19 protein-coding genes are annotated in these 21,308 nt (G+C 71.7%); 10 read left to right on the top strand and 9 right to left on the bottom strand.

All coding sequences use genetic code 11. From position 1 onward, the window contains the following. The first annotated feature begins 43 nt into the window (after nucleotides 1-43). The 3 genes from VLK66_RS24510 (at nucleotide 44) to VLK66_RS24500 (ending at nucleotide 4,868) form a co-directional block, all read left to right on the top strand. Complete coding sequence (locus VLK66_RS24510) at nucleotides 44-1,273, top strand: rhomboid family intramembrane serine protease (protein WP_325312133.1); 1,230 nt, start codon at nucleotides 44-46, stop codon at nucleotides 1,271-1,273. 724 nt (nucleotides 1,274-1,997) lie between these two features. Next, nucleotides 1,998-3,587, top strand: a complete 1,590-nt coding sequence (locus VLK66_RS24505) for a S41 family peptidase (protein ID WP_325312132.1) — start codon at nucleotides 1,998-2,000, stop codon at nucleotides 3,585-3,587. A 75-nt stretch (nucleotides 3,588-3,662) separates the two neighbouring features. Further along, nucleotides 3,663-4,868, top strand: coding sequence for a tetratricopeptide repeat protein (locus VLK66_RS24500; RefSeq protein WP_325312131.1), 1,206 nt, complete (start codon nucleotides 3,663-3,665; stop codon nucleotides 4,866-4,868). Between the two features lie 317 nt (nucleotides 4,869-5,185). On the opposite strand, the gene VLK66_RS24495 is transcribed toward VLK66_RS24500, so the two are convergent. Continuing rightward, the gene (locus VLK66_RS24495; RefSeq protein WP_325312130.1) at nucleotides 5,186-5,881 is read right to left on the bottom strand and encodes a hypothetical protein; all 696 of its coding nucleotides are present in this window, start codon (nucleotides 5,879-5,881) and stop codon (nucleotides 5,186-5,188) included. A gap of 128 nt (nucleotides 5,882-6,009) precedes the next feature. Here VLK66_RS24495 and VLK66_RS24490 point away from each other — a divergent pair, with 128 nt between their 5' ends. Beyond that, nucleotides 6,010-7,236, top strand: a complete 1,227-nt coding sequence (locus tag VLK66_RS24490; RefSeq protein ID WP_325312129.1) for a HAMP domain-containing sensor histidine kinase — start codon at nucleotides 6,010-6,012, stop codon at nucleotides 7,234-7,236. An 18-nt stretch (nucleotides 7,237-7,254) separates the two neighbouring features. Here the strand turns inward: VLK66_RS24490 and VLK66_RS24485 are convergent, their stop codons facing one another. Together VLK66_RS24485 and VLK66_RS24480 are read right to left on the bottom strand one after the other, a co-directional pair. Continuing rightward, nucleotides 7,255-7,713 carry a hypothetical protein gene (locus tag VLK66_RS24485; protein ID WP_325312128.1) on the bottom strand — a complete coding sequence of 153 codons (459 nt, stop codon included), beginning with the start codon at nucleotides 7,711-7,713 and terminating at the stop codon, nucleotides 7,255-7,257. A 5-nt stretch (nucleotides 7,714-7,718) separates the two neighbouring features. After that, a complete protein-coding gene (locus VLK66_RS24480) occupies nucleotides 7,719-8,423 on the bottom strand; it encodes a DUF433 domain-containing protein (protein WP_325312127.1) in 705 nt (234 codons plus the stop codon). A gap of 178 nt (nucleotides 8,424-8,601) precedes the next feature. Between VLK66_RS24480 and VLK66_RS24475 the strand changes: the two genes are divergently transcribed. From VLK66_RS24475 to VLK66_RS24465, 3 genes are all read left to right on the top strand, one after another. Further along, a complete protein-coding gene (locus tag VLK66_RS24475; protein ID WP_325312126.1) occupies nucleotides 8,602-9,969 on the top strand; it encodes a sigma-54 dependent transcriptional regulator in 1,368 nt (455 codons plus the stop codon). 258 nt (nucleotides 9,970-10,227) lie between these two features. Then, nucleotides 10,228-12,132: a polymer-forming cytoskeletal protein gene (locus tag VLK66_RS24470; RefSeq protein WP_325312125.1), complete on the top strand. Its 1,905-nt coding sequence runs from the start codon at nucleotides 10,228-10,230 to the stop codon at nucleotides 12,130-12,132. Then, the gene (locus VLK66_RS24465; RefSeq protein ID WP_325312124.1) at nucleotides 12,129-12,755 is read left to right on the top strand and encodes a hypothetical protein; all 627 of its coding nucleotides are present in this window, start codon (nucleotides 12,129-12,131) and stop codon (nucleotides 12,753-12,755) included. The genes VLK66_RS24470 and VLK66_RS24465 overlap by 4 nt, the downstream gene beginning before the upstream one ends. Nucleotides 12,756-12,838: 83 nt before the next feature. Here VLK66_RS24465 and VLK66_RS24460 read toward each other — a convergent pair whose 3' ends face one another. Next, complete coding sequence (locus VLK66_RS24460) at nucleotides 12,839-13,324, bottom strand: type II TA system antitoxin MqsA family protein (protein WP_325312123.1); 486 nt, start codon at nucleotides 13,322-13,324, stop codon at nucleotides 12,839-12,841. 3 nt (nucleotides 13,325-13,327) lie between these two features. After that, nucleotides 13,328-13,657 (bottom strand): type II toxin-antitoxin system MqsR family toxin, encoded by a 330-nt coding sequence (locus VLK66_RS24455; protein WP_325312122.1) that lies wholly within the window; start codon nucleotides 13,655-13,657, stop codon nucleotides 13,328-13,330. A gap of 259 nt (nucleotides 13,658-13,916) precedes the next feature. On the opposite strand from VLK66_RS24455, the gene VLK66_RS24450 reads away from it, so the two are divergent. Together VLK66_RS24450 and VLK66_RS24445 are read left to right on the top strand one after the other, a co-directional pair. Then, nucleotides 13,917-14,195 (top strand): type II toxin-antitoxin system Phd/YefM family antitoxin, encoded by a 279-nt coding sequence (locus tag VLK66_RS24450; RefSeq protein ID WP_325312121.1) that lies wholly within the window; start codon nucleotides 13,917-13,919, stop codon nucleotides 14,193-14,195. Next, nucleotides 14,183-14,584, top strand: coding sequence for a type II toxin-antitoxin system VapC family toxin (locus VLK66_RS24445; RefSeq protein WP_325312120.1), 402 nt, complete (start codon nucleotides 14,183-14,185; stop codon nucleotides 14,582-14,584). Before VLK66_RS24450 ends, VLK66_RS24445 begins: the two co-directional genes overlap by 13 nt. Nucleotides 14,585-14,664: 80 nt before the next feature. On the opposite strand, the gene gcvP is transcribed toward VLK66_RS24445, so the two are convergent. Beyond that, on the bottom strand, nucleotides 14,665-17,541 hold the full coding sequence (gcvP, locus tag VLK66_RS24440) for an aminomethyl-transferring glycine dehydrogenase (RefSeq protein ID WP_325312119.1): 2,877 nt from the start codon (nucleotides 17,539-17,541) through the stop codon (nucleotides 14,665-14,667). Nucleotides 17,542-17,891: 350 nt separating this feature from the next. Here gcvP and VLK66_RS24435 point away from each other — a divergent pair, with 350 nt between their 5' ends. After that, nucleotides 17,892-18,185, top strand: a complete 294-nt coding sequence (locus VLK66_RS24435; protein WP_325312118.1) for a hypothetical protein — start codon at nucleotides 17,892-17,894, stop codon at nucleotides 18,183-18,185. A gap of 970 nt (nucleotides 18,186-19,155) precedes the next feature. On the opposite strand, the gene VLK66_RS24430 is transcribed toward VLK66_RS24435, so the two are convergent. The 3 genes from VLK66_RS24430 to VLK66_RS24420 form a co-directional block, all read right to left on the bottom strand. Then, entirely contained in the window at nucleotides 19,156-19,518 is a 363-nt protein-coding gene (locus VLK66_RS24430) for a TraR/DksA family transcriptional regulator (protein WP_325312117.1), read from the bottom strand. Nucleotides 19,519-19,600: 82 nt separating this feature from the next. Continuing rightward, nucleotides 19,601-20,887 (bottom strand): Glu/Leu/Phe/Val dehydrogenase dimerization domain-containing protein, encoded by a 1,287-nt coding sequence (locus tag VLK66_RS24425; protein ID WP_325312116.1) that lies wholly within the window; start codon nucleotides 20,885-20,887, stop codon nucleotides 19,601-19,603. Further along, nucleotides 20,884-21,234 carry an XdhC family protein gene (locus tag VLK66_RS24420; RefSeq protein WP_325312115.1) on the bottom strand — a complete coding sequence of 117 codons (351 nt, stop codon included), beginning with the start codon at nucleotides 21,232-21,234 and terminating at the stop codon, nucleotides 20,884-20,886. Before VLK66_RS24420 ends, VLK66_RS24425 begins: the two co-directional genes overlap by 4 nt. Between the last annotated feature and the right edge of the window lie 74 nt (nucleotides 21,235-21,308).

The following is a 21,308-nucleotide window of genomic DNA, read 5'->3' as shown; positions in this document are numbered from 1 at the left end:
CATTGGTCGCCGTACGTTTCAGGGTGGACACCGGAGAAGGCCGTTGAGCGAACCGAATCCCCAGGCGCGGACCGTTCCCAGCCACGACGGGCCCATGGTGCTGGCCCCCAAGCCTCCCGAGGCCGAGTACGGCTACGTGGAGCAGCAGGGCCACGCCTGCACGCGCGAGGAGCTGATCGCCCGCATCCGCGAGGGGCGCCCCACGCCGTACGTGTGGACGCCGGAGACGGAAGGCGTCGTCCACGTGTGGGCGGTGCCGTACCTGTTCGAGGCGTACCGCGAGCGCGGCAAGTCCAAGGCGCGCAACACCGCGCTCTTCTGGGCGCTGGTGAGCGCGGCGCTGCTGTCGTACGCCTTCGCGTCGCACAACTTCCGCTTCACCAACGGCTTCGTCATCGGCGGGTTCGCGGCCGCCGCGCTGTCGTTCTACTCGTGGCTGGAGTTCGGGCGCTTCCGGCGGCTCACCACCGGCCGCCTCTCCACGCAGGTGAAGGAGGTGCGCGAGCGTCTTCCCCCGCGCCGCGGGCCCGCGCGCTACACGCAGGCGCTGGCCGCCGGCATCGCCGCGGTGATGCTGGTGCAGGCGCTCGGCTCGCTCTGGCAGGGGAACGGCATCCACATCCCCATCCTCCCCGGGCTGATCCAGAACCAGCCCAGCATCGAGGCGGCGGGGATCGTGATGGAGCGCATCCTGGACCATCACGAGTACTGGCGGCTGCTCTCCGGCGCCTTCCTGCACGACGGGCTGCTGCACTTCGGGATGAACACCATGGCGCTGCTGGCCATCGGCCGCTTCCTGGAGGCGTTCGCCCACCGCGCCTACGTTCCCATCGTCTTCCTGCTCACCGCGCTGGCGGCCAGCTACACCAGCTACTTCTGGTCGCCCGTCACCCACGTGGACGCGTCGGTCGGGGCGTCGGGGGGGATCCTGGGGCTGTTCGGGTTCCTGGCCGTGCTCGCCCGCGTGCGGCGCGACGTGATGCCGCCCGGGTTCGGCCGCGCCATCCTGGCCGACATCAGCGTGATCGCGGCGATGGGGATCTTCGGATGGGGATACATCGACAACTCGGCGCACGCGGGGGGATTCATCTCCGGCGCGCTGCTGGGGTGGCTGATGATCCCGCGCGTCCGCGGCGGCAGGACCACGCCGTACTGGGAGCCGTCGCGCCCCATCCGCATCATCGGCGACGTGTCGCTCGGCATCCTCCTGCTGGCCGCGCTGGCGACGATCGGGCTGCTGGTGTGGCGGATCTTTCTCTATCCGCATGGATGAGATCGGAAGAAGTCCTAAGTCCTAAGTCCTAAGTCCTAAGTCCTGAGTTGAAGATCGATGTGACGGTGGAACGGCGGGGTGAGAAGGGGAAAGCCCTCCCGCGTCGACGGGTCGCGGCGCGTCGGGCAAACTCCTGACGATGGCGTCGGGAGAAGCACGGAATAGCGTATTGCAATCGCCAAAACTCTGGACGAGGACGATCCCGGCGTTTAGGATGTGACCTTCGTGAGCGCCCGCGCGTCCACCCAGTCGCATGCGGGGTGACAAAACATCTGGCGTCGCGCCGGCCGCATCCCTGGCTTGGCCGTCCGTGCGCGGAGACAGGTCCGCGCTCCCGCCGGCATCTTCATCCCGACCCGTCTTTCCCCACCTTTCGAGCTCCATCCGAACAACCGTGCGTAGATCTCCTGCGTCCTAAGTCCTGAGTCCTAAGCCCCAAGTGGGGAGTTCCGGAGCGAGTTGAAACCAGTGCGCGCGCTGAGTTCTCCCCTCTTCTCCTGCTGTCGAGAGAGAAGGGGGGCCGGAGGGGATGAGGGCCAGCCCGGCGCGAAGCGCCCCCGCAGATGCCGCGGCCACGAAGATCCCCCACTCAGCACTCAGCACTCAGCACTCAGCACTCAGCACTCAGCACTCAGCACTCAGCACTCAGCACTCAGCACTCAGCACTTAGGACTTAGGACTTAGGACTTCTGTTCTTCGCCGTCCGATTTCCCCGGAGCCAACCATGACCCACCGCCATCTCGCCGCCGCCGCGGTGCTCGCGCTGGCCGCCGCGGCGCCGCTCGCCGCCCAGGACGAGCCCGGCCGCGCGGTGCGCCCGCGCACCACCTACGAGGACCTGCAGATGTTCAGCCAGGTCCTGAACCAGATCCGGGTGAACCACCCCGACAGCATCGACACCCACGAGCTGTTCATGGCGGCCATCCAGGGAATGGTGCACGCCGCCGACCCGCACTCGTTCGTCATCCAGGGCGCGCGGCTGTCGCCGGAGAAGCAGCGCGACTACCGGGAAGGGCGCATGTACCCCATCCCCATCGACTTCCGCTTCGTGGGCGACCAGCCGGTGGTGGCCAGCGTCAGCGCGGGATCGGAGGCCGCGCGGCAGGACATCCTCCCCGGCGACGTGCTGGTCTCCATCGACGGGCGCGCGGTGCAGGCCGAGAGCCCGTTCGAGCTCGAGGTCACCCTGGCCGGCGCGCGCGGGAGCACCGCGCGGCTCCGCTTCGAGCGCGAGCGGGTGGACGGGTCGACCGTGGAGCTGGACCGCGTGGTGAAGCGCGAGAAGGTGGAAGAGGGCACCGCCGTGCCCGCCGCGTTCATGCTGGACGCGACGACCGGCTACGTGCGCGTGACCACCTTCGCCAACCAGAAGGCGGCCGACGACATGCACGCCGCGCTGGGGCAGCTGGAGCGCCAGGGGATGCAGCGCCTGGTGCTGGACCTGCGCGACAACGGCGGCGGGATGGTGGACGAGGCGGCCCGCGTGGCCAGCGAGTTCCTCCCCTCCGGCGCCGTCATCTACAGCTCCGCCGGCCGCAAGCCCGAGATCGCGAAGACGCAGCGCGTCACCCACTCGTTCCTGAGCCCCGGCGGCCGCCAGTACCCGGTGGTCGTGCTGGTGGACGGGGGGACGGCCAGCGCGTCGGAGATCGTGGCCGGCGCGCTGCAGGACCACGACCGCGCCCTCGTCGTCGGCCGGCCGACGTTCGGCAAGTCGCTGCTGATGCAGGGCTTTCCGATGACCGACGGCTCCATCATCGAGTTGGTGATCGGGCACGTGAGCACGCCCTGTGGCCGCGTGATCCAGCGCCAGTACCGCGGGATGGCGCGCGGCGAGTACTTCCGCCTGGCCCACGCCGCGCGCGACACGGCGGGGCGCCCCAGCTGCCGCACCGACCACGGGCGCACCGTCTACGGCGGCGGCGGCATCTACCCCGACGTGGTGCTGGAGCCGCAGGACGGCGCCCCCGTCTGGCTCGCGCGGCTGGGCGAGGAAGAGGTGATCACCCGCTGGATGAACGCGTGGCTGGCCGCGCACCCCGACGGGCTGGGGACGGTGGAGGCGCTCGCCGGCAACCCGGTCCTCCCCGCCGGGGCGCTGGCCGACTTCCGCGCCTTCGCGCAGCGCAACGGCCACCGCGTGCCCGAGGGCGCGGAGGTCGACGCGCGGCTGCAGCACGAGCTCGTCCCCGCGCTGGCGGGGACGAAGTGGGGCGCGGCGGGCTACTATCGCCTCTCCGCCGTCCTGGACCCGCAGGTGCGGCAGGGCGTCGCCCAGTTCCCGCGCGCCACGCAGATCCTGGCCGGGCAGTAAGCCCCATCATTCCCCACGGCCCGGCGCATCTTCGCCGCCGGGCCGCCGCAGCCCCTTCATCTCCCCGCTTTTGAAATGACGATTCGACTCCGCGCCCTCGGGCTGGCCGCGCTGCTGGCCGCCGCAGCCCATCCCGCCGCCGCGCAGAGCGGCCCGCGCCGCCCCGCGCTCCCCGCCGGCGCCGACAGCAACGACGCGCGCGCCTGGTATCGCCTGGGCATCTCGCGGCTGGGCGACGACCCGCGCGCGGCGGCCGACGCGTTCAGGTGGGCGTCGCGGCTGGACCCGCACTGGGCCGACCCGCTGTACGCGCGCCGCGCCGCGCTGCTGATGGCCAACCGCACCGTGCTGCTGGGCTACTACAGCGGCTCGGAGACCGCGTGGCGCCAGGCCCAGCCGGCCGACTCGCTGGCCGCGCACGCGCTGGAGATGGACCCGTTCCTGAACCGCAACCTCGAGGGCGAGCTGGCGCGCGCCTTCCTGAACGCCGCCATCGAGCGCGACACCCGCGGCGGCGAGACGCGCGACCAGCTGACCGAGGTCGAGCGCGCGCACCTGTCCGCCCTCATCCTGGCCAACCAGACGCCCGCCACGCGCGCCTGGCTGGCCGCCGCCGACGGCGACCTGGACGAGGCGCTGCGCTTCTACGACCAGGCCATCCACGACGCGCGCTACAAGAGCGACCTGTACGCCGACAAGGGGCGCGTCCTGGCATTGCGCGGCGACCTGGCGGGGGCGCTCTCGGCGCTCCAGTCGGCCGTGGCCGCGCGCGCGGCCGAGCAGAACCGGCGGCTGGTCTTCCTCTACCAGTCCAAGGCGCAGTACCAGGCCACCGTGGCCGCGCTGCACGAGCGGCTGGGGCATGCGGACTCGGCGCGCGCGGCGTACGGCGCGGCGCTGCAGGAGGACCTGTCGTTCGCCTACGCGCACGCGCACCTGGCCGCGCTCTCGCTGGCCGCGGGCGACACCGCCGGCGCGCTGGGCGAGTTCGCGCTGGCGGTGCAGATCCGCCCCGGCGACCCCGGCCTGCGTGTGGACGCCGCCACCATCCTGGCCGCCACCGGCCACGTGGAGGAGGCGGTAGAGCACCTGAAGAAGGCCGTGGAGCTCGACCCCGCGTACGCCGACCCGTACGTGATGCTGGGGCGCCTGCACGACGCCAGCAGCCTGACCGCCGACGCGCTGCGCTACTACGAGGCCTTCCTGGCGCACGCCGCCCGCACCAACCCGCAGTACGAGTGGGCGCAGCAGCGCATCGCCCAGCTCCGCGCGGCGCCGTGAGCGGATGAACGGATGAGCCGCTGAACGGCGGAACTGCGGGGTTCGGGCGTGTCTGGCGCACGTCCTCAGCCTCGCGCCGCCCTCACCCCGCGCCGGAGGGCGCGACCCTCTCCCGTCCCGGGAGAGGGTGGCTATCCAGCATCCTCGCGCTTTCCGAACCTCCCTCGCACGGATGCGTGAGCGGGCCTCAGCCGGGTGGGCACGATGCTCGTCGTCCTGGCGCGGATGCCATCCAGCTACCTCTCCCGGTACGGGAGAGGTAGACGGCCTGAGCCGGCCGGAGAGGGCGCGATGCGTCGGGAACGCGGCTCACCGCATCAAACCCCCTCCACCGCCACCCTCCAGATCCGCACCGTGCTCGTCGCGCCGGTGACGGGATCGCTCGTCTCCCTGCGCACGTCGATCTCGTCCACGGCCCAGTCCATCTCCTCCATCAGGTCGCGGAACTCGCCGAAGTACACGCGGCCAGGGTCCGCCAGCAGCGCGCGCCCGCCCTCCGCCAGGATGCGCGGGAGGAGCACCGACAGCGCCTCGGCGTTGCGCTGCTCGTACAGCACGTCGGCGGCGACGACCAGCTCCCACCGCTCGCCCGGGGGCGGGTGGCGCCAGTCCAGCATGGCGGTGCGCAGCGGGGGCAGGCCGTTGCGCACGGCGTTCGCCCCGGCGAAGCGGAGCGCGTCGGCGTAGTAGTCCGTCGCCAGCGGGTCGGCGCCCTGCGAGCGCAGGGCCAGCGAGGGGAGCGCGACGCCGCACCCCAGCTCCACGATGCGCCGCTCGGGCGGGGGACGGTCGAGCAGGTGGCGGGTGAGGCCGCGCGCGCTGGGCCACAGGTCCGCCCAGTACGGCAGCCGCTCGTCCGCCTCGAACTCGGCCTCGTCGATCAGCTCGTCCGCCGCGCGGGGGAGGAGGACGTCCACCTCGAACGTCGCGTGCGCGAACCGCTCGACCCGCGTGTCGAACTCCGCCCGCAGCGCCGCCTCCAATCCCCCGCCCCCGGTCCGTTCCGGCTCCATCCGCGCCTTTCCGCTTGCCCGTGCCCCGCGCCGCCCGGTAACTTTCCCGGCGGCAATCCCGCCGCCCACGCTCTCGCCCGCGCGGCGGCCCGTCAACCCCCCGCCCGCTCCCGCGCCACCCCAGTCCGATGCAACCGCGGCGGCCGTTCGAGCGCCGGATCCGGCGCGCGCTGATCCTCTTCTCCCTGGTCCCCACGCTGCTGATGCTGGCGGCGGGGGCGTACGCCGTGTGGCGCGCGGTGGCGCTCGCCGACCCCGCCGGCGCGTGGGACCGCGTGGCCGCCAGCGGCAGCGAGCTCATCCGCCGCGCCGAGGCCTCGGGCGACCCCGAGCTGGCGCGCGCCGCCCGCGTCCACCGCGGCGAGCTGGGCGATTCGGTGACGCACGCGCGGCGGTGGGAGTACCTGCTGCGCCGCGCGCTGGTCCTCATCCCCGTCGCCGCGCTCCTCGCCGCCGCGCTGCTCTTCGCGCTCGCCGTCCGCTTCTCGCGCCGGATGGGGCGCCGCCTTTCGCGCCCGGTGGAGGAGCTGGCCGGGTGGGCGGGGCTGGTCGCGCGCGGCGAGGCGCTCCCGCCCGCGAAGGGCGACGAGGCGCGGATGGGCGAGTTCGGCATCCTCCGCACCGCCTTCCGCGACATGGCCGCCGAGCTGGCCGAGAGCCGCGCCCGCGAGCTGGAGGCCGAGCGGATGCGCACGTGGATCGGGATGGCGCGCCGCGTGGCGCACGAGCTGAAGAACCCGCTGACGCCCATGCGCCTGGCCGTGCGCACGCTGCACCGCGCGGGGACGGAAACGGAGCCCGGCCGCGAGGCGCTGGAGGTGATCGAGGCGGAGAGCGGAAGGCTGGAGGAGCTGGCGCGGGCGTTCGCGCAGCTGGGGCGGCTGCCGGAGGGCCCGGCGGCCGAGGTGGACCTGCGGGAGATGCTGGAATACCTGCTGCGGAGCCACCTTCCGGCCGGCGTGACCTCGCGGCTGCGGATCCCGATGGGGCTCCCCTCCGTCCGCGGCCACCCGGACGCGCTCTCCCGCGCCTTCGCCAACCTGCTGCTGAACGCCGCCGACGCGGTGGACGGCACCGGCGCCATCGAGGTGGTGGCGCGCGCGGCCAACGGCTTCGTGGAGGTGCGCGTGCTGGACAGCGGCCCCGGCATCCCGGCGGAGCACGTGGAGCGCATCTGGGAGCCGGACTTCACCACCAAGTCGCGCGGCACGGGCCTTGGCCTGGCGCTCGTCCGCCAGACGGTGCAGGCGCACGGCGGCAAGGTCGCCGCCCGCAACCGCCCCGAAGGCGGCGCCGAGTTCCGCGTGCTGCTGCCGGTGGAGCCGCTCGCCGCCGCACTCCCCACGCAGGGCTGAGATGATCCCAGGCGCTCCCTATGGCCTGAACCCGAGCGAACGCCGGCTCGCCAGCCATCCCGCGTAGTCCATCTGCAGCTTCACGGACCCGGGCACGCCGCGGTCGATGTCGGTAAGCGGCGAGGGGCGATAGACCTTCGCCACGTATGGCGGACGATTGCCGGCGATGAACTCGGCGATGCGCCCCCGCGTGTTCACGAAGTTGCGGGCAAGCTCCTCCGCCTTCGCCATCCCGCCCACCAGGCAGAACATCCCGGCGCCGGAGAGCATCACCGCGGCCAGCTCGAACGGATCGCGCGTGATCACCCGGTCCGCGCTCAGCACCAGCCATCCGCGCGCGGCGACCTCGGGAAGCCACGTCGTGTCGGGCTCGTTCTGCGCGAAATGGTCGTCGTGGATGTGCACCGTCAACCCCGCGGAGCGCAGGTACTCGGGGAAGTCGTACCGCCCCAGGTTGCGGTCCGCGAAGAACTCCACCGCCGTCAGGCCGCTTTTTCGAAGACGATCGCGTCTTCGATCATCGCGCGGTCGATGCCGTAGTCGTGTGCCAGGTGCTCGATGCTCTCGCCGGCATCCACGCGCTGCGCGAGGATGGAGGTGGTGATCCCCGACCCGGTGACCACCGGCCGCCCGAACGAGACGCTGGGGTCGATCACCACGGAGCGGACGTCGGACTCGTCTCGCCCGGTGAGGAACGGATAGAGGCGGATGGGGATGTGCCGGTCGTCGCGCTCCACGCGGCGGAGATACGCCTCCAGCACCCGGCGCATGGCGAACTGCCCGGAGCGGCTGAGGTTGATCAGCTGGCCGTAGTGCTCCAGGAAGATCTCTCCCGCGCTGGTGAGCAGCGCGTCGCTCAGCAGCACGTGGGGGATGCCGAGCACCTTGCCCGCGTGGTCCAGCGCCGGGCGCACGGCGCGGATGGGAACGCCGTACTGCGTCCGCAGCGCGCGGAGCACGTGCGCTTCGACCAGGTTGAGGAACGAGAGGCGGCCGGTCTGCGCGTCCGCGGGCGAGAGGAGCGGCTTGAACGAGCCGGGTCCACCCTGCTGCCGCGGGTACGTGCGTCCCGCGAACCAGGAACGCAGCGTCGCGGACGGCACGTGCAGATACCGCGCGGCATCCGCGACCGAGTACGCCGGCAGCTCGCGCGGATCGCGTCCGTTGTAGAGGGAAGAGCGGCGCATGCGCATCCGGAATGCGGGAATGGACGAAACGCACCGTATTATGAGGCACTTGGCGTAATCCGGGTAGCCCGCCCGATCGGTGGGTGATGGCCGGTCTGGTGAAACCCTGCCTCGTCACCGGCGTAGAACGCCCCATCTGCCGCACCGCTGACGGTCTTCCTCCCTCCCCCGCTCCCACGTGTCCGCCACGGTCCTGATCGTCGACGACGAGCCGAACATCCGGCGCATGCTGGGCGCCCTGCTGCGCGCGGAAGGCTTCCGCACGCGCGAGGCGGCGGGCGGGCGCGCCGCGCTCGCCGAGGTGCAGGCCGAGGAGCCCGACGCCGTGCTCATGGACCTGTACATGGACGGCGGCGGGGGATTGGAGGCGCTGCCGAAGCTGCTCGAGGCCGCGCCCGCGCTCCCCGTGGTGATGATGAGCGGGCGGGCGACGCTGAGCGACGCGGTGAAGGCCACGCAGCTCGGCGCCTTCCACTTCATCGAGAAGCCGCTCACCCCCGAGGCCGTTCTCCTCACCCTGCGCTCCGCGCTGGAGCTGCGGACGCAGCGCGAGCTGAACCGGGCGCTGCGCGCCGAACTGGGCGACGGCGAGGAGATGGTGGGCCGCAGCGGTGCGATCGAGCAGGTGCGCGAGATGATCCGCCGCATCGCGCCCACCGACGCGCGCGTGCTGATCACCGGCGAGAGCGGGACGGGAAAGGAGGTCGCCGCCAACCTGATCCACGCGCACTCGAAGCGGGCCAAGGGGCCGTACGTGCGCCTGAACTGCGCCGCCATCCCGCGCGACCTGGTGGAGAGCGAGATGTTCGGCCACGAGAAGGGCGCCTTCACCGGTGCCACCGAGCGGCGGCGAGGGCGCTTCGAGCTGGCCAGCGGGGGGACGATGTTCCTGGACGAGATCGGCGACCTCTCCCCCGCGGCGCAGGCCAAGCTCCTGCGCGCGCTGGAGGCGGGGCAGATCGAGCGCGTGGGCGGCGGCGAGCCGGTGAAGGTGGACGTGCGCGTCCTCGCGGCGACGAACAAGGACCTCCGCGCCGAGGTCGCCGCCGGGCGCTTCCGCGAGGACCTGTACTTCCGCCTGCACGTCATCCCCCTGCACCTGCCGCCGCTGCGCGAGCGCCGCGACGACATCCCCCTGCTCGTGGCCCACTTCCTGGACCGCAGCCGCGCACGCAACGGGCTGCGGCCGCCGCGCCTCTCCGCCACCGCCGTGGACGCGCTGGCGCGGCACGCGTGGCCCGGCAACGTGCGCGAGCTGGCCAACATCCTGGAGCGCCTCTCCATCCTGCACGCCGGCACCGACGTGGGCGCGGCGGAGATCCGCGGGCTGCTCGCGGCCGACGGCGCGGTGTCCAACGACGAGCCCGTGGCGTATCGTGAAGACGACGAGCGCACGCTCTCCGACCGGCTGGACGACTTCGAGCGCACCCTGCTGAGCGGCGCCCTCGACGCGGCGGACGGCAGCGTGGCCGAGGCCGCCCGCCGCCTCCGCACCGACCGCGCGAACCTCTACCGCCGCATGCGCCGCTTGGGCATCGACCGGTAAGTCGTTTTGGGAGACGGAGATCAGGACAGGGATGAAGGTGAGGTCGGGATCATCCCCCCACGACCTCGGATGCATCGCATCCGGAGGTCACGCCGGCGCGTCACTCCGACACGTCCGATGCGGGGACATGAATCGCCCCGAATCTCCAAATCGTTTGCTTGCAGGATGATGCGGCAGATCCGCGACCAGGCATGGCGCCTGCCTTCGATCCTGATGCCCATCCCGCATCCGCTGCATCGTCCCGCCCCTGGAGGAACCATGCGCAGGCACGCCCTCGCCGTCCTGCTCGCCCTGATCGCCCCGCCCGCGCTGGCCGTGCGCGCCGCCGCGCAGGAAACGCGCGCGCAGCTTCCGCCCGACGCCGCGCGCCGCATCGTAGAGTTCTACAACGACCCGCGCACCGTCCACTTCGCGGGCGAGTGGCGGATCGCGCCGGGGAGCAGCGTCGCCGGGAACGTCGCGGTGCTCGACGGCAATCTCACCGTGGCCGGGCGCATCGAGGGCGACGTGGTGGTGATCAACGGCGACGCCACGCTCGCCGACGGCGGCTCCGTCACCGGGAGCCTGACGGTGGTCGGCGGCGCCATCCACCGCGAAAGCACCGCGGAGCTCGGCGGCCAGGCGATCGCCTACGCCGAGCACCTGGACTACCTGCGCCGCGGTGGCCGCATCTACGCCGACATCGGTGGCGCCATCGACGCGCCGCCCCCCGACACCGCCGCGCGCGTGGCCGCCGCGGAGCCCGACACCGTGCGCGACGCCGAGCGCCCGTGGAGCGAGGACACCGCCGCGGCGGGGCGCACCGAGCGCCAGCGCGAGCACGACGACTGGGACGAGGGGGGATGGTCCGCGGTGCGCCGGGGCCGCAGCGGGCAGGGGCGCGCGGACTTCATCGTGGCCACGGGGCAGAGCTACAACCGCGTGGAAGGGCTCCCCATCACCTTCGGGCCGCTGCTGGAGACCGGCGGCCACAACCCGCTGCGGCTGCGGGCGATGGGGATCTTCCGCACCGAGGCCGGGCCGGAGCTGGGGCCCGGGCGCTGGGGCTACGAGGCGCGGCTGGAGCAGTTCATCGGCGGGCGGCGCGAGCTCCGCGTGGGCGGCGGCGTCTTCCGGCGCATCGACCCCATCGAGGACTGGCACCTGAGCAAGCTGGAGAACGGCCTCTCCACCTTCTTCCTGCACCGCGACTACCGCGACCACTTCGAGCGCGAGGGGTGGACGGCGTACGCCATGGTCACGCCGCGCGCCTTCCCGGCGCAGGCGTCGCTCGGCTTCCGCAGCGAGCGGGAGCGCAGCGAGCCGGCCGGAAGCCCGTTCACCCTCTTCAACAACAACGACCCGTGGCGCGCGCAGCCACTGGCCGCACAGGGGCGCCTGAGCTCGCTCGTGCTGAACGGGATGATCGACACGCGCAGCAGCGCCGTGGACCCGTCCAGCGGCTGGTACGTGAGCGGCGAGGTGGAGCAGGGGCTCGGCTCGTCGCTCCGCCAGCCCGACTGGCAGCCGGTGAACGGGAGCGACGTCTCGCCCCCCGCACCCGTCATCCTCCCCGGCGCGGAGTACGGCGCCTTCACGTCGGGAACGATCGACGTGCGGCGCTACAACCGCATCGGCCCCTGGTCGCGGCTGAACTTCCGCGTCACCGCGGGCGGATCGATGGACGGCTCGCCGCTCCCGCCGCAGCGCCAGCACGCGCTGGGCGGCGAGGGGTCGCTCCCCGGCTTCGCGCTGTTCTCGGTGGACTGCGGCGCGCGCCGCTTCGAGGTCCGCCGCGCCGACGAGGTGGCGCGCGCCGCGGGCGGGACGAGGGCGGTGCCCAGCTACTTCCTGAACTACGGGTGCGACCGCTTCGCCCTGTTCCAGGCCGAGTACCGCGGCGAGCTGAGCCTGCACCTGCGCTGGAACGGCGACGACGAGGACGCGGGCGAGACCGAAAGCTGGCCGCGCTCCCTGCGCCACGGGCTGAACACCGACTTCGGCTGGGTGCTCTTCGCCGACGCGGGGCACGGCTGGGCGCTGGGCGACCGGCTGGTGGACACCCGGACGTCGGTGGACGTGGGCGCCGGCGTGCTGCTGGGGCGGCTGGGCGTGTACGGCGCCGTGCCGGTGAGCACTGGGGGAAGCTTCAACCTGTTCATCCGCCTGAGCCCCAGGATTTGAAGCCGCTGCGCCGCATCGCCCTCGCGCTGCTGGGCGCCGCGCTGCTGGCGGCGCCGGCGCGCGCGCAGGACCGGCCGGTCACGCTCGCCGTGGCCGGCGCCGCGGGCGAGTGGCGCCCGGTGGTGCGAATGCAGGGCGTGCTGCGCGACGCCGCGCTGCTGGATGCGCTGCGCTCGGGGCTGCCGCTCCGCTTCCACTTCCGCGTGGAGCTGTGGCGCCGCGGCTCGGGCGTGGACCGCCTGGTCACCGCGCGCGAGAACGCCCGCGCCATGCTCCGCTCGCCGCTGGACGAGGGGTACACGCTGGACGACGGACGGACGCAGCGCGCCTTCGCCACCGTGACGGAGTGCGAGGCGGCGCTGGAGCGCGCCTTCCAGCCTCCCATCCGCCCACCGGGCCGCGGCCGCTACTACTACATCGCGGTGATGAACGTGGAAACGCTGTCGATGAGCGATCTGGAGGAGCTGCGCCGCTGGCTGCGCGGCGAGGCGCGCCCCGCGGTCACCGGCAGCAAGCCCGTGGGCCAGGCGGTGGAAACGGGGCTGCGCCGCTTCTTCGTGCGCCTCCTCGGCCTCCCCACCCGCCGCTACGACGTCCGCACCGACGTCTTCGAGGTGCGGTGAAGAAAGGGGATCGACAGCAGGTGGGAGATGACGAAGCGCCCGCGCCTCGGCGGGCGCTTGGTGCGTTCAGCGAACGAAGGGAACTACGCCGCCTTCTCTACAGGTGACGCGTCGCTTTCGAGCGGTGCGTTCTCCGCCGGCGGGAGCGTCACCTTCACGCCGCGCTCCTTCGCCAGCAGCGCGACCGCCTCCGGCAGAGCGCGGAGGACGCGGAGCAGTGTGTCCGCGGTGGCGTTCTGCGCCACGGTGCCGCGCTCCCACCGCACCACCGTCTTCTCCCCCGCGCCGATCAGCTTCTCCAGTTCTGCCTGCGACAGCCCGTACTTCGCGCGGAGAGCGCGGATCGCGTCGGGCTCGAGCAGCCCCTCCGCCTTCCGGACCGCCGCGGCGCCCCGGCGAAAGCTCTCGTCCGCCATCCCGCCGAGATAGAACGTCTCGTCGCAGTTACCGCACCGGTAGAAGGTGTCTTCGATCACGACCTTGCGCTGCCCGACGCCGACTTCCCGCGGCTCGGTGACGAGCTTGGCCGCGGTTCCGCAGAGATAGCACTTGAATGTTGGTGGCAGCACGATTCACCTCTTCTTGAACTGAACGACGATCGCGAACCCGTCCGGATCAATCTGCAGCTTGATGTAGAGGTCCATCGCCCGAAAATGCAGGTGATAGACGTCCTGCCACAGCCCGGGCCGCTTCTCCGCCTCCATGCTCTTGTAGAAGCACGTGGGCGTGAGCCCCAGCACCGCCGCCACGATATCGGGTTCTTCGAAACCGAGCTGGTCGGCGCCCTGTCGTGAGGCTCCCGTGATTACTCTCGACAGCTCACCCTGCCCGACGAGTTGCTGGATGCGCTCCAGATCGTATGCAGGCGTGTCAGGGCCGTGTGGATCGTATGGTAGCATCATGCTACCATACGTTCAAGTGGTTGATCCGTCTGTCGCATTGCTGGACCGCCTTTCGGCAAGGATTATTCTGCTCGCTTTTGGAAGGCAGGAATCTCAGCCGATACCAGCGTTTTCGCCAGACGTAGCGGTGGCGGAATACTGGCGCGCGTTGGCGGCCAGCGGCGGAACAGTTCGGCGGGTTCCGCGCACCCGTCTGAACGACCATAGGGTAGACATGGAGAAGAAAATCAGATATTCTGATTCAAGAAGGGAGGAGTCCATGCAAAAGACTGCATCCGTGACCGATGTGGCCCGCAACTTCTCGGAGTACGTGAACCGCGTGTCTCACCGCGGCGAGCACTTCATCCTCACTCGCGGCGGCAAGGCGGTCGCCGAGCTGCGTCCGGTTCCCGCGGGGCGAAAGCTGAGCGAGCTGCCCGGCATCCTCGCCTCGCTCCCTCGGCTGGGAGAGGAGGACGCGGCCGCGTTCGGGCAGGACATCGACGCGGCGCGCGAGGAGCTGGCTCGCGCCGCCGATTACGATCCGTGGGAATCCTGATCGACATGAGCGTGCTCATCGCCCACGAGCGCGCTCAACTCGATGTCGTGCAGCGCATTCGCGATGGCGGCTCGGATGTGGCCTACCTCTCGGTCATCACGGCCAGCGAGCTGCTGCATGGAATCTGGCGTGCCGTCGACCAGGCGGTACGTGCTCGCAGGACGGCGTTCGTCGAAGGGCTCCTGAGGGAGCTGCCGGTGATCGACATCGACCTCGCGGTCGCGCGGATCCACGCGCAGCTCTGGGCGGAGCAGAAGGCGAGCGGCCGCGCCATCGGTCCCCACGACCTCTGGATCGCCGCGACCTGCATCGCGCACGGGTTCCGGATCGCGACGGTGAACGTGCGCGAGTTCGAGAGAGTGCCGGGCCTGCAGGTCGAGCGCTGGTAGTTTCGTGGAGCAGACGCAACGGGGCGCCCTCTCGCGTGGAGAGGGCGCCCCGTTGCCGTGGGATGATGCTTCAGCAGTAGCTACGCCGACATCGCCGCGTAGTCCTCGATGGGGACGCAGGCGCAGATCAGGTTGCGGTCGCCGGCGGCGTTGTTCACGCGGCCCACGTGGGGGAAGAACTTGCGCTCGCGCAGCCACGCGGCCGGGTACGCCGCCCGCTCGCGCCCGTAGGCGTGGCTCCACTCGTCCGCCGTGACCACCGCGGCGGTGTGGGGCGCGTTCTTCAGCGGGTTGTCGTGGCGGTCCAGGATCCCCAGCTCCACCTCCCGGATCTCCTCGCGGATCGCGATCATCGCGTCGCAGAAGCGGTCCAGCTCGCTCAGCGGCTCACTCTCGGTCGGCTCGATCATCATCGTCCCCGCGACCGGGAAGCTGACCGTGGGCGCGTGGAAGCCGTAGTCGATCAGGCGCTTGGCCACGTCCTCCACCTCCACCCCCGCGCTCTTCAGCTGGCGCAGGTCCACGATGCACTCGTGCGCCACCGTGCCGTTGGCGCCACGGTAGAGCACCGGATAGTGCTCCTCCAGCCGCTTCGCGATGTAGTTGGCGTTCAGGATCGCGATCTTGGTCGCCAGCGTGAGCCCCTCCGCCCCCATCAGCTTGATGTAGACGTACGAGATGGGGAGGATGCTGGGGCTCCCCCACGGCCCGGCCGAGACAGCGCCGTGATCCCCCTGCCCCACCGGGACGACCGGGTGGCCGGGGAGGAACGGGCGCAGGTGCTCGGCCACGCAGATGGGCCCCATCCCCGGCCCGCCGCCACCGTGCGGGATGCAGAAGGTCTTGTGCAGATTCAGGTGGCACACGTCGGCGCCGAAGTCGCCCGGGCGGCAGAGGCCCACCTGCGCGTTCATGTTGGCGCCGTCCATGTACACCTGCCCGCCGTGCGCGTGGATGATCTCGCACACCTCGCGGATCTCCTCCTCGAACACGCCGTGGGTGGACGGATACGTCACCATCAGCGCGGCCAGCTTCTCCGCGTGCTGTTCCGCCTTCGCGCGCAGGTCGTCCAGGTCGATGTTGCCGTTCGGTGCCGTACCCACGACCACCACCTTCATCCCCGCCATCACCGCGCTCGCCGGATTGGTGCCGTGCGCGGACTGGGGGATCAGGCACACGTCACGGTGCGCCTGTCCCCGATGCTCGTGCCAGTCGCGGATGCAGAGCAGGCCGGCGTACTCGCCCTGCGAGCCGGCGTTGGGCTGCAGCGACACGGCCGCGAAGCCGGTGATCTCGGCCAGGTCGTGCTCCAGCTGCCGGAACATCTCCTGGTACCCCTTCGTCTGCTCCAGCGGCGCGAAGGGGTGGATGCGGTTGAACTCCGGCCACGAGACGGGGAACATCTCGCTGGTCGCGTTCAGCTTCATGGTGCACGACCCCAGCGGGATCATGCTCTGCGTCAGCGACAGGTCGCGCGACTCCAGCCGGCGGATGTACCGCAGCATCGACGTCTCGCTGCGGTGCGTGTGGAAGACCGGATGGGTGAGATACCCGCTGGTCCGCGCGTACGGCGCCGCGATCTCCTCCTCCACCTCGTCCGCCAGCGCGGTCACGGAGAAGGGGAGCGGCGAGCCGCGGTTCAGCGAGACCAGGACGGCATCGAGATCCTCGATCCCCACCGTCTCGTCCAGCGCGACGGCCACCGAGTGCTCGTCCAGCGCGCGCAGGTTGTAGCCGCGCTCGCGCGCCGCCGCCATCACCGAGACGAGGCGCGTGCCCACGTCGATGCGCACGGTGTCGAAGAAGTTCTCGTGGACGACGGTGTAGCCCAGCCGCCGCGCGCCTTCCGCCAGCATCTCGGCGTAGAGGTGCACGCGGCGGGCGATGTCGCGCAGCCCCTGCGGGCCGTGGTAGACGGCATACATCGACGCCATCACCGCCAGCAGCACCTGCGCCGTGCAGATGTTGCTGGTGGCCTTCTCGCGGCGGATGTGCTGCTCGCGCGTCTGCAGCGCCATGCGGAGCGCCGGGTTCCCCTGCGCGTCGCTGGAGATGCCGATGATGCGGCCGGGGATCTGGCGCTTGTACTCGTCGCGGCAGGCGAAGTACGCCGCGTGCGGGCCGCCGTAGCCCAGGGGGACGCCGAAGCGCTGCGTGTTGCCCACGGCGATGTCGGCGCCCCACTCCCCCGGCGGCGCCAGCAGCGTCAGCGACAGCAGGTCCGCGGCGACGGTGACCACCGCGCCGGCCTCCTTCGCGCGACGGGTGAAATCTCCATAGTCGACCACCGCTCCGTCCGTGGCCGGGTACTGCAGGAGCACGCCGAAGACGGGGGTGGAGAAGTCGAGCTCCGCGTGGTCTCCCACCAGGACGTCGATCCCCCGGGCCTTCGCGCGGGTGCGGACCACGTCGATCGTCTGCGGATGGCAGTCCCGGGCGACGAAGAAGGTGTTGCGCTGCTCGGAGCCCGCCACGTGGTACGCCAGCGCCATCGCCTCGGCGGCCGCCGTGCCCTCGTCCAGCAGGCTGGCGTTGGCGATGGGGAGCGCGGTGAGGTCGATCACCATGGTCTGGTAGTTCAGCAGCGCCTCCAGGCGGCCCTGCGCGATCTCGGCCTGGTAGGGCGTGTACTGCGTGTACCACCCCGGGTTCTCCAGCACGTTGCGCTGGATGACGGCGGGCACGATGGTGTCGTGGTACCCCATCCCGATGAACGAGCGGAACACCTTGTTGCGCTGGGCGATCTTGCGCAGCTCGTTCAGCAGCTCGTACTCGCTGCGCTCCGGCCCCAGCTCCAGCGAGCGGTTCAGCCGGATCGAGGCGGGGACGGTGGCGCCGATGAGCTCGTCGAGGGTGTCGTAGCCCAGCGTGTCCAGCATCTCGGCCACTTCGCCCGCATCGGGCCCGATGTGCCGGCGGACGAAGGTGTCGGTGTGCGTAAGTGCCGATCTATCCACAGCGTGCGTTCCTGTTCGGGGTGCGGGGCGAGAGGCGCGGAATCTAGAGAATCCGCCCCGGCCGGGCAAACCTCTTCGAGTACGAAGTACGGAAGTACGGTAGTACGAAGGTCCGGGCGGCCGCGGGCTGATACACCGGAAGGTTCGCGGCGGGGCACAGCACCGCAGGGGACGATCCGCACCGGCCTCCATCTCCGTCGTCCACCTGTGCGCTTTGCCGCGTTAACTTTGCAGATCTTGCGGCGCCCTACTTGTGGCGAGCGGCGGCGCGGCGTAGTCTACCCAGTGTAATCCAACCAGAGTTACACAGTTTTTACGGCCCGCGGGCCGCTGCGGACAGGAGGGGGCGCATGCCTCAGCCTGACCGCCGCACGCCCGTGGAGGCCATCCGGCAGGCGGCGCGGCTGGCCACCGAGGCCACCTCGCTGCGTGCCGTGGCGCGCGCGGTGGGGATGAGCCCGATGGGGCTGAAGCACTTCCTGGACGGCCGCCGCCCATACAGCGCCACCCTGCGCAAGCTGAACGTGTGGTTCGTGGCGCACGCGCTGGAGCAGCAGGGCTTCTCGGAAGACGCGGCCCGCGCCGCGCTGACGCTGCTGGTGGACGGGACTCCGAGGCGGGGCGCGACGAGGCCGTGGCGCTGATCGTGGAGGACCTGTGGCGCACGCACCGCCAGTTCGGCTCGCAGCCGCCCGCGTGGCTCACCGCCCTCCGCGGCGGCCCCGAATCGTAGGCGACATCGGGGGATGATGGACGAGGGGCGCGCCGCGAATCCGGTGCGCCCCCTTTCGTTTTCCCCGTCACGGAGAAAAGAAGCGGCCCCGCCATGCCCGACAGCGGCACGGCGGGGCCGTGGTCCGGAGAGGTGCGGGCGAACGCTTCCGGCTCCACGCGGTTCAGCGCCCGTCCGAACCTTTTGCGCGGCGTGCCCTGGCCGCCGTGCGAAACCGACCGTTCCCCCGCGGGCCGGGGGCCGAGCCGCCGGGCTGGTGTGCGTCGGGGCCGGTGCTGCGCTCCGCGTCCGCATGCCCGCTGTGCGGCTTCAGGAATCGCCCCGCGCGGGGCGACGCGGCCCGCCGGCGCTTCCGCCTCGGGCCCGTTCCGCATCGCACCCGGGCATGAAGCCCGGCGCGGCATTGGTGCTCAGCCTTCCACGTCCTTCATCTCACGCTTCAGCCATCATCCTCGCCCCTCCCGGCCGCGCGGTGGGTGCGGGCGGCGCGCACGCCGCTTCCTCATCCTTTACCGGAGAACGCCCGGCCGGTGCGACTACGGACGTTTTCACCGGCGACGGCGCTGCTGACACGAAACATCCGCGCATCCGCCGACGGTGCGGAGATGGGGCGAGCGGTGGACGGGAAAAGATGAACCGCGGGAATCGCGGGACGGATCGCCGCGCGCCACGCCGGGCTCCCGTCGATCTCACGCGGAGACGCGGAGACGCGGGGGGTTCCGCGGCGGCGATGAGTTCTCTGCGTCTCCGCGTCTCCGCGTGAGATCCATCGGTTGAGGGTGCGGGGCGATCACGACGGACGCCGCCCGGGAGCACGGGGCTCCGGGCGGCTCGTCATCCGCGTTTGTCCGTCTGGATTCGGGAACGGCGGGGAGGGTCGGTCAGCTGCCGCGCGTGCAGGCGGCGCAGGCCAGCGTCTCGGGGAACACCATCAGCCGCTCGAAGGGGATCACGGCGCCGCAGCCGTTGCAGGCCCCGTAGGTGCCGTCCTCGATGCGGCGCAGCGCGTCCACCACCTGCCCCAGCTGCTGGCGCTCGCGCTCTTCCAGGTTGGCGGTGAGCCCCGCGTTCTGGATGGCGTCGATGCGCGACAGCCGCCCCACCGTGTCCTGCTCCAGGTCTCGCGGGCGCGCGCTCTCGCCGCTGATCTTCAGGCTGCGCTCCAGCTTGTTCAGCGAGCGCAGCAGCTCGCTGCGGACCATGGCGATCTGGTCCGCTCGGAGCGGGGTCTGGACTGCCGTCATGCGTCTTCCATCCGGGGAGTGAAAGGGTGGGCCACAGGGAAACTAATGTAGTGAACCGGATTCGGGGTAGTGCCGCGGCCGGTCACGGGAGAGAAACCCGCTCCATGGCCAGGTCCAGCGCGGCGCCCAGCAGGCCGGTGGGGCGCCGCTGGTTGCGCTCGAAGGTCTCGTGCAGCTCGTCGGTGATGGTGCGGTCCACCGCGCGGAACACCGGCTCCGCCTCGATCCCCCCGGCCTCGGCCATCAGGAAGCCGAAGGCGCGCGCCATCCCGCAGTTGGCGATCACGTCGGGGACGATGGAGAAGGTGGCGTCGGCGTGCCGCGTCACCGAGGTCGCCCCCAGCTCCGTCTCGCGGAACGGCGTGTTGGCGCCGCAGGCGATGGTCCGCACCCCCTGCCGCTGCAGCGCGTCCAGCGCCGCCTCGTCCAGCGTCTCCGATGCGGCCGCGGCCACGAAGATCTCCGCCTCCACCCGCCCGAAGGCGCGCCGTGCGTCGCCGTACAGCATCCGCGGGTCGGCGGAGGAAAGGTCCTTGTCGTCGCGCGCCGCCAGCAGCGCCTCGGTCTCCTCCGCGTCCAGCCCGGCGGGAACGACGAGCGCCTTGTCGCGGTCGCTGACGCCCACGATCAGCGCCCCCTCGCGGGCCAGGTACAGCGCGCACGGCCCGCCCACCGCGCCGAAGCCCTCGACCAGCACGCGCTCGCCGCGCACCGAGCGCCCCTGCTCCTCGTACAGGCGGATGATGGAGCGCGCCAGCCCGTAGCCGGTGATCAGGTCCGCCACGGTCAGCTCCGTCCCGCGGACCCCCAGCTCGCCGGGAACGGGGGCGCAGACGCCGCGGTCCAGGTGATGGAAGGCGCGGCGCATCCCCTCCGCGTCGGGGCGCAGGTGGCCGCGGATGACCCCCTCCTGCGGGTGCTGCAGTCCGGCCTCGTGGCAGCAGGGGATCACGTCGCGCAGCTCGTCCACGTTCAGGTCGCCGCCGGTGCCGTAGAAGGCGCCCAGGTAGGGCGCCACCGCGCGGAACCAGCGGCGCAGCACCCCGTCGCGGCGCGGGTCGGCGGGGTCGAAGTCGATCCCGCTCTTGGCCCCGCCGATAGGGGGGCCGCTGAACGAGAACTTCAGCTCCATGGTCTTGGCCAGGTACGTCACCTCGCGCCGGGTGAGCCCCGCGCGCATGCGGGTGCCGCCGCCGGCCGCGCCGCCGCGCAGCGAGTTGATCACCAGCCATCCGCGCGCCGGCGTCTCCGCGTCGTTCCACTCCACCACCAGCTGCGGCGGGCGGCGGAGGTAGGCGCCGTAGCGCTTCCACACCCCGGGCGTGGCGGCGTGGACGGCGTCTTCCGGCGGGGCGGCCGTCGTGGTCATCGGGCTCCTGCGTGCGCGGTTGCGGCGGGGTCCACCCGCTCCAGGAAAACGTCGAAGGTGCCGCCGCACACGGCGGGGCTCCACGAGAACAGGTCCTCGGTCAGGTCCACGTGCACCAGGCGGGGGGTGCCGGTGGCCAGCACCTCGCGCGCGGCCTCGATCACCTCGCCCTCACCGCAGCCGCCGCCCACGGTGCCGGTCAGGCCGCGCTCGGGGTCCACCAGCATCTTGCTCCCGCACCCGCGCGGCGTGGAGCCGCGGCAGCGCACGATAGTGGCGAGCACGGCGGCGCGCCCTTCTCTCGCGGCCATTTCCGCGGCGGTGTAGACGGCCAGGTCTTCGGTCACGTACTGCCTTTGAACTACGGGTTCTGGGCGTGTTTGGCGCCCAGGCGCCAAACCGGGCTGCGCGCGCGGTAGGC

The organism is Longimicrobium sp. (assembly GCF_035474595.1).
In the GTDB taxonomy this organism is placed as follows: domain Bacteria; phylum Gemmatimonadota; class Gemmatimonadetes; order Longimicrobiales; family Longimicrobiaceae; genus Longimicrobium.
This window is presented reverse-complemented; position numbering and strand designations above follow the sequence as displayed.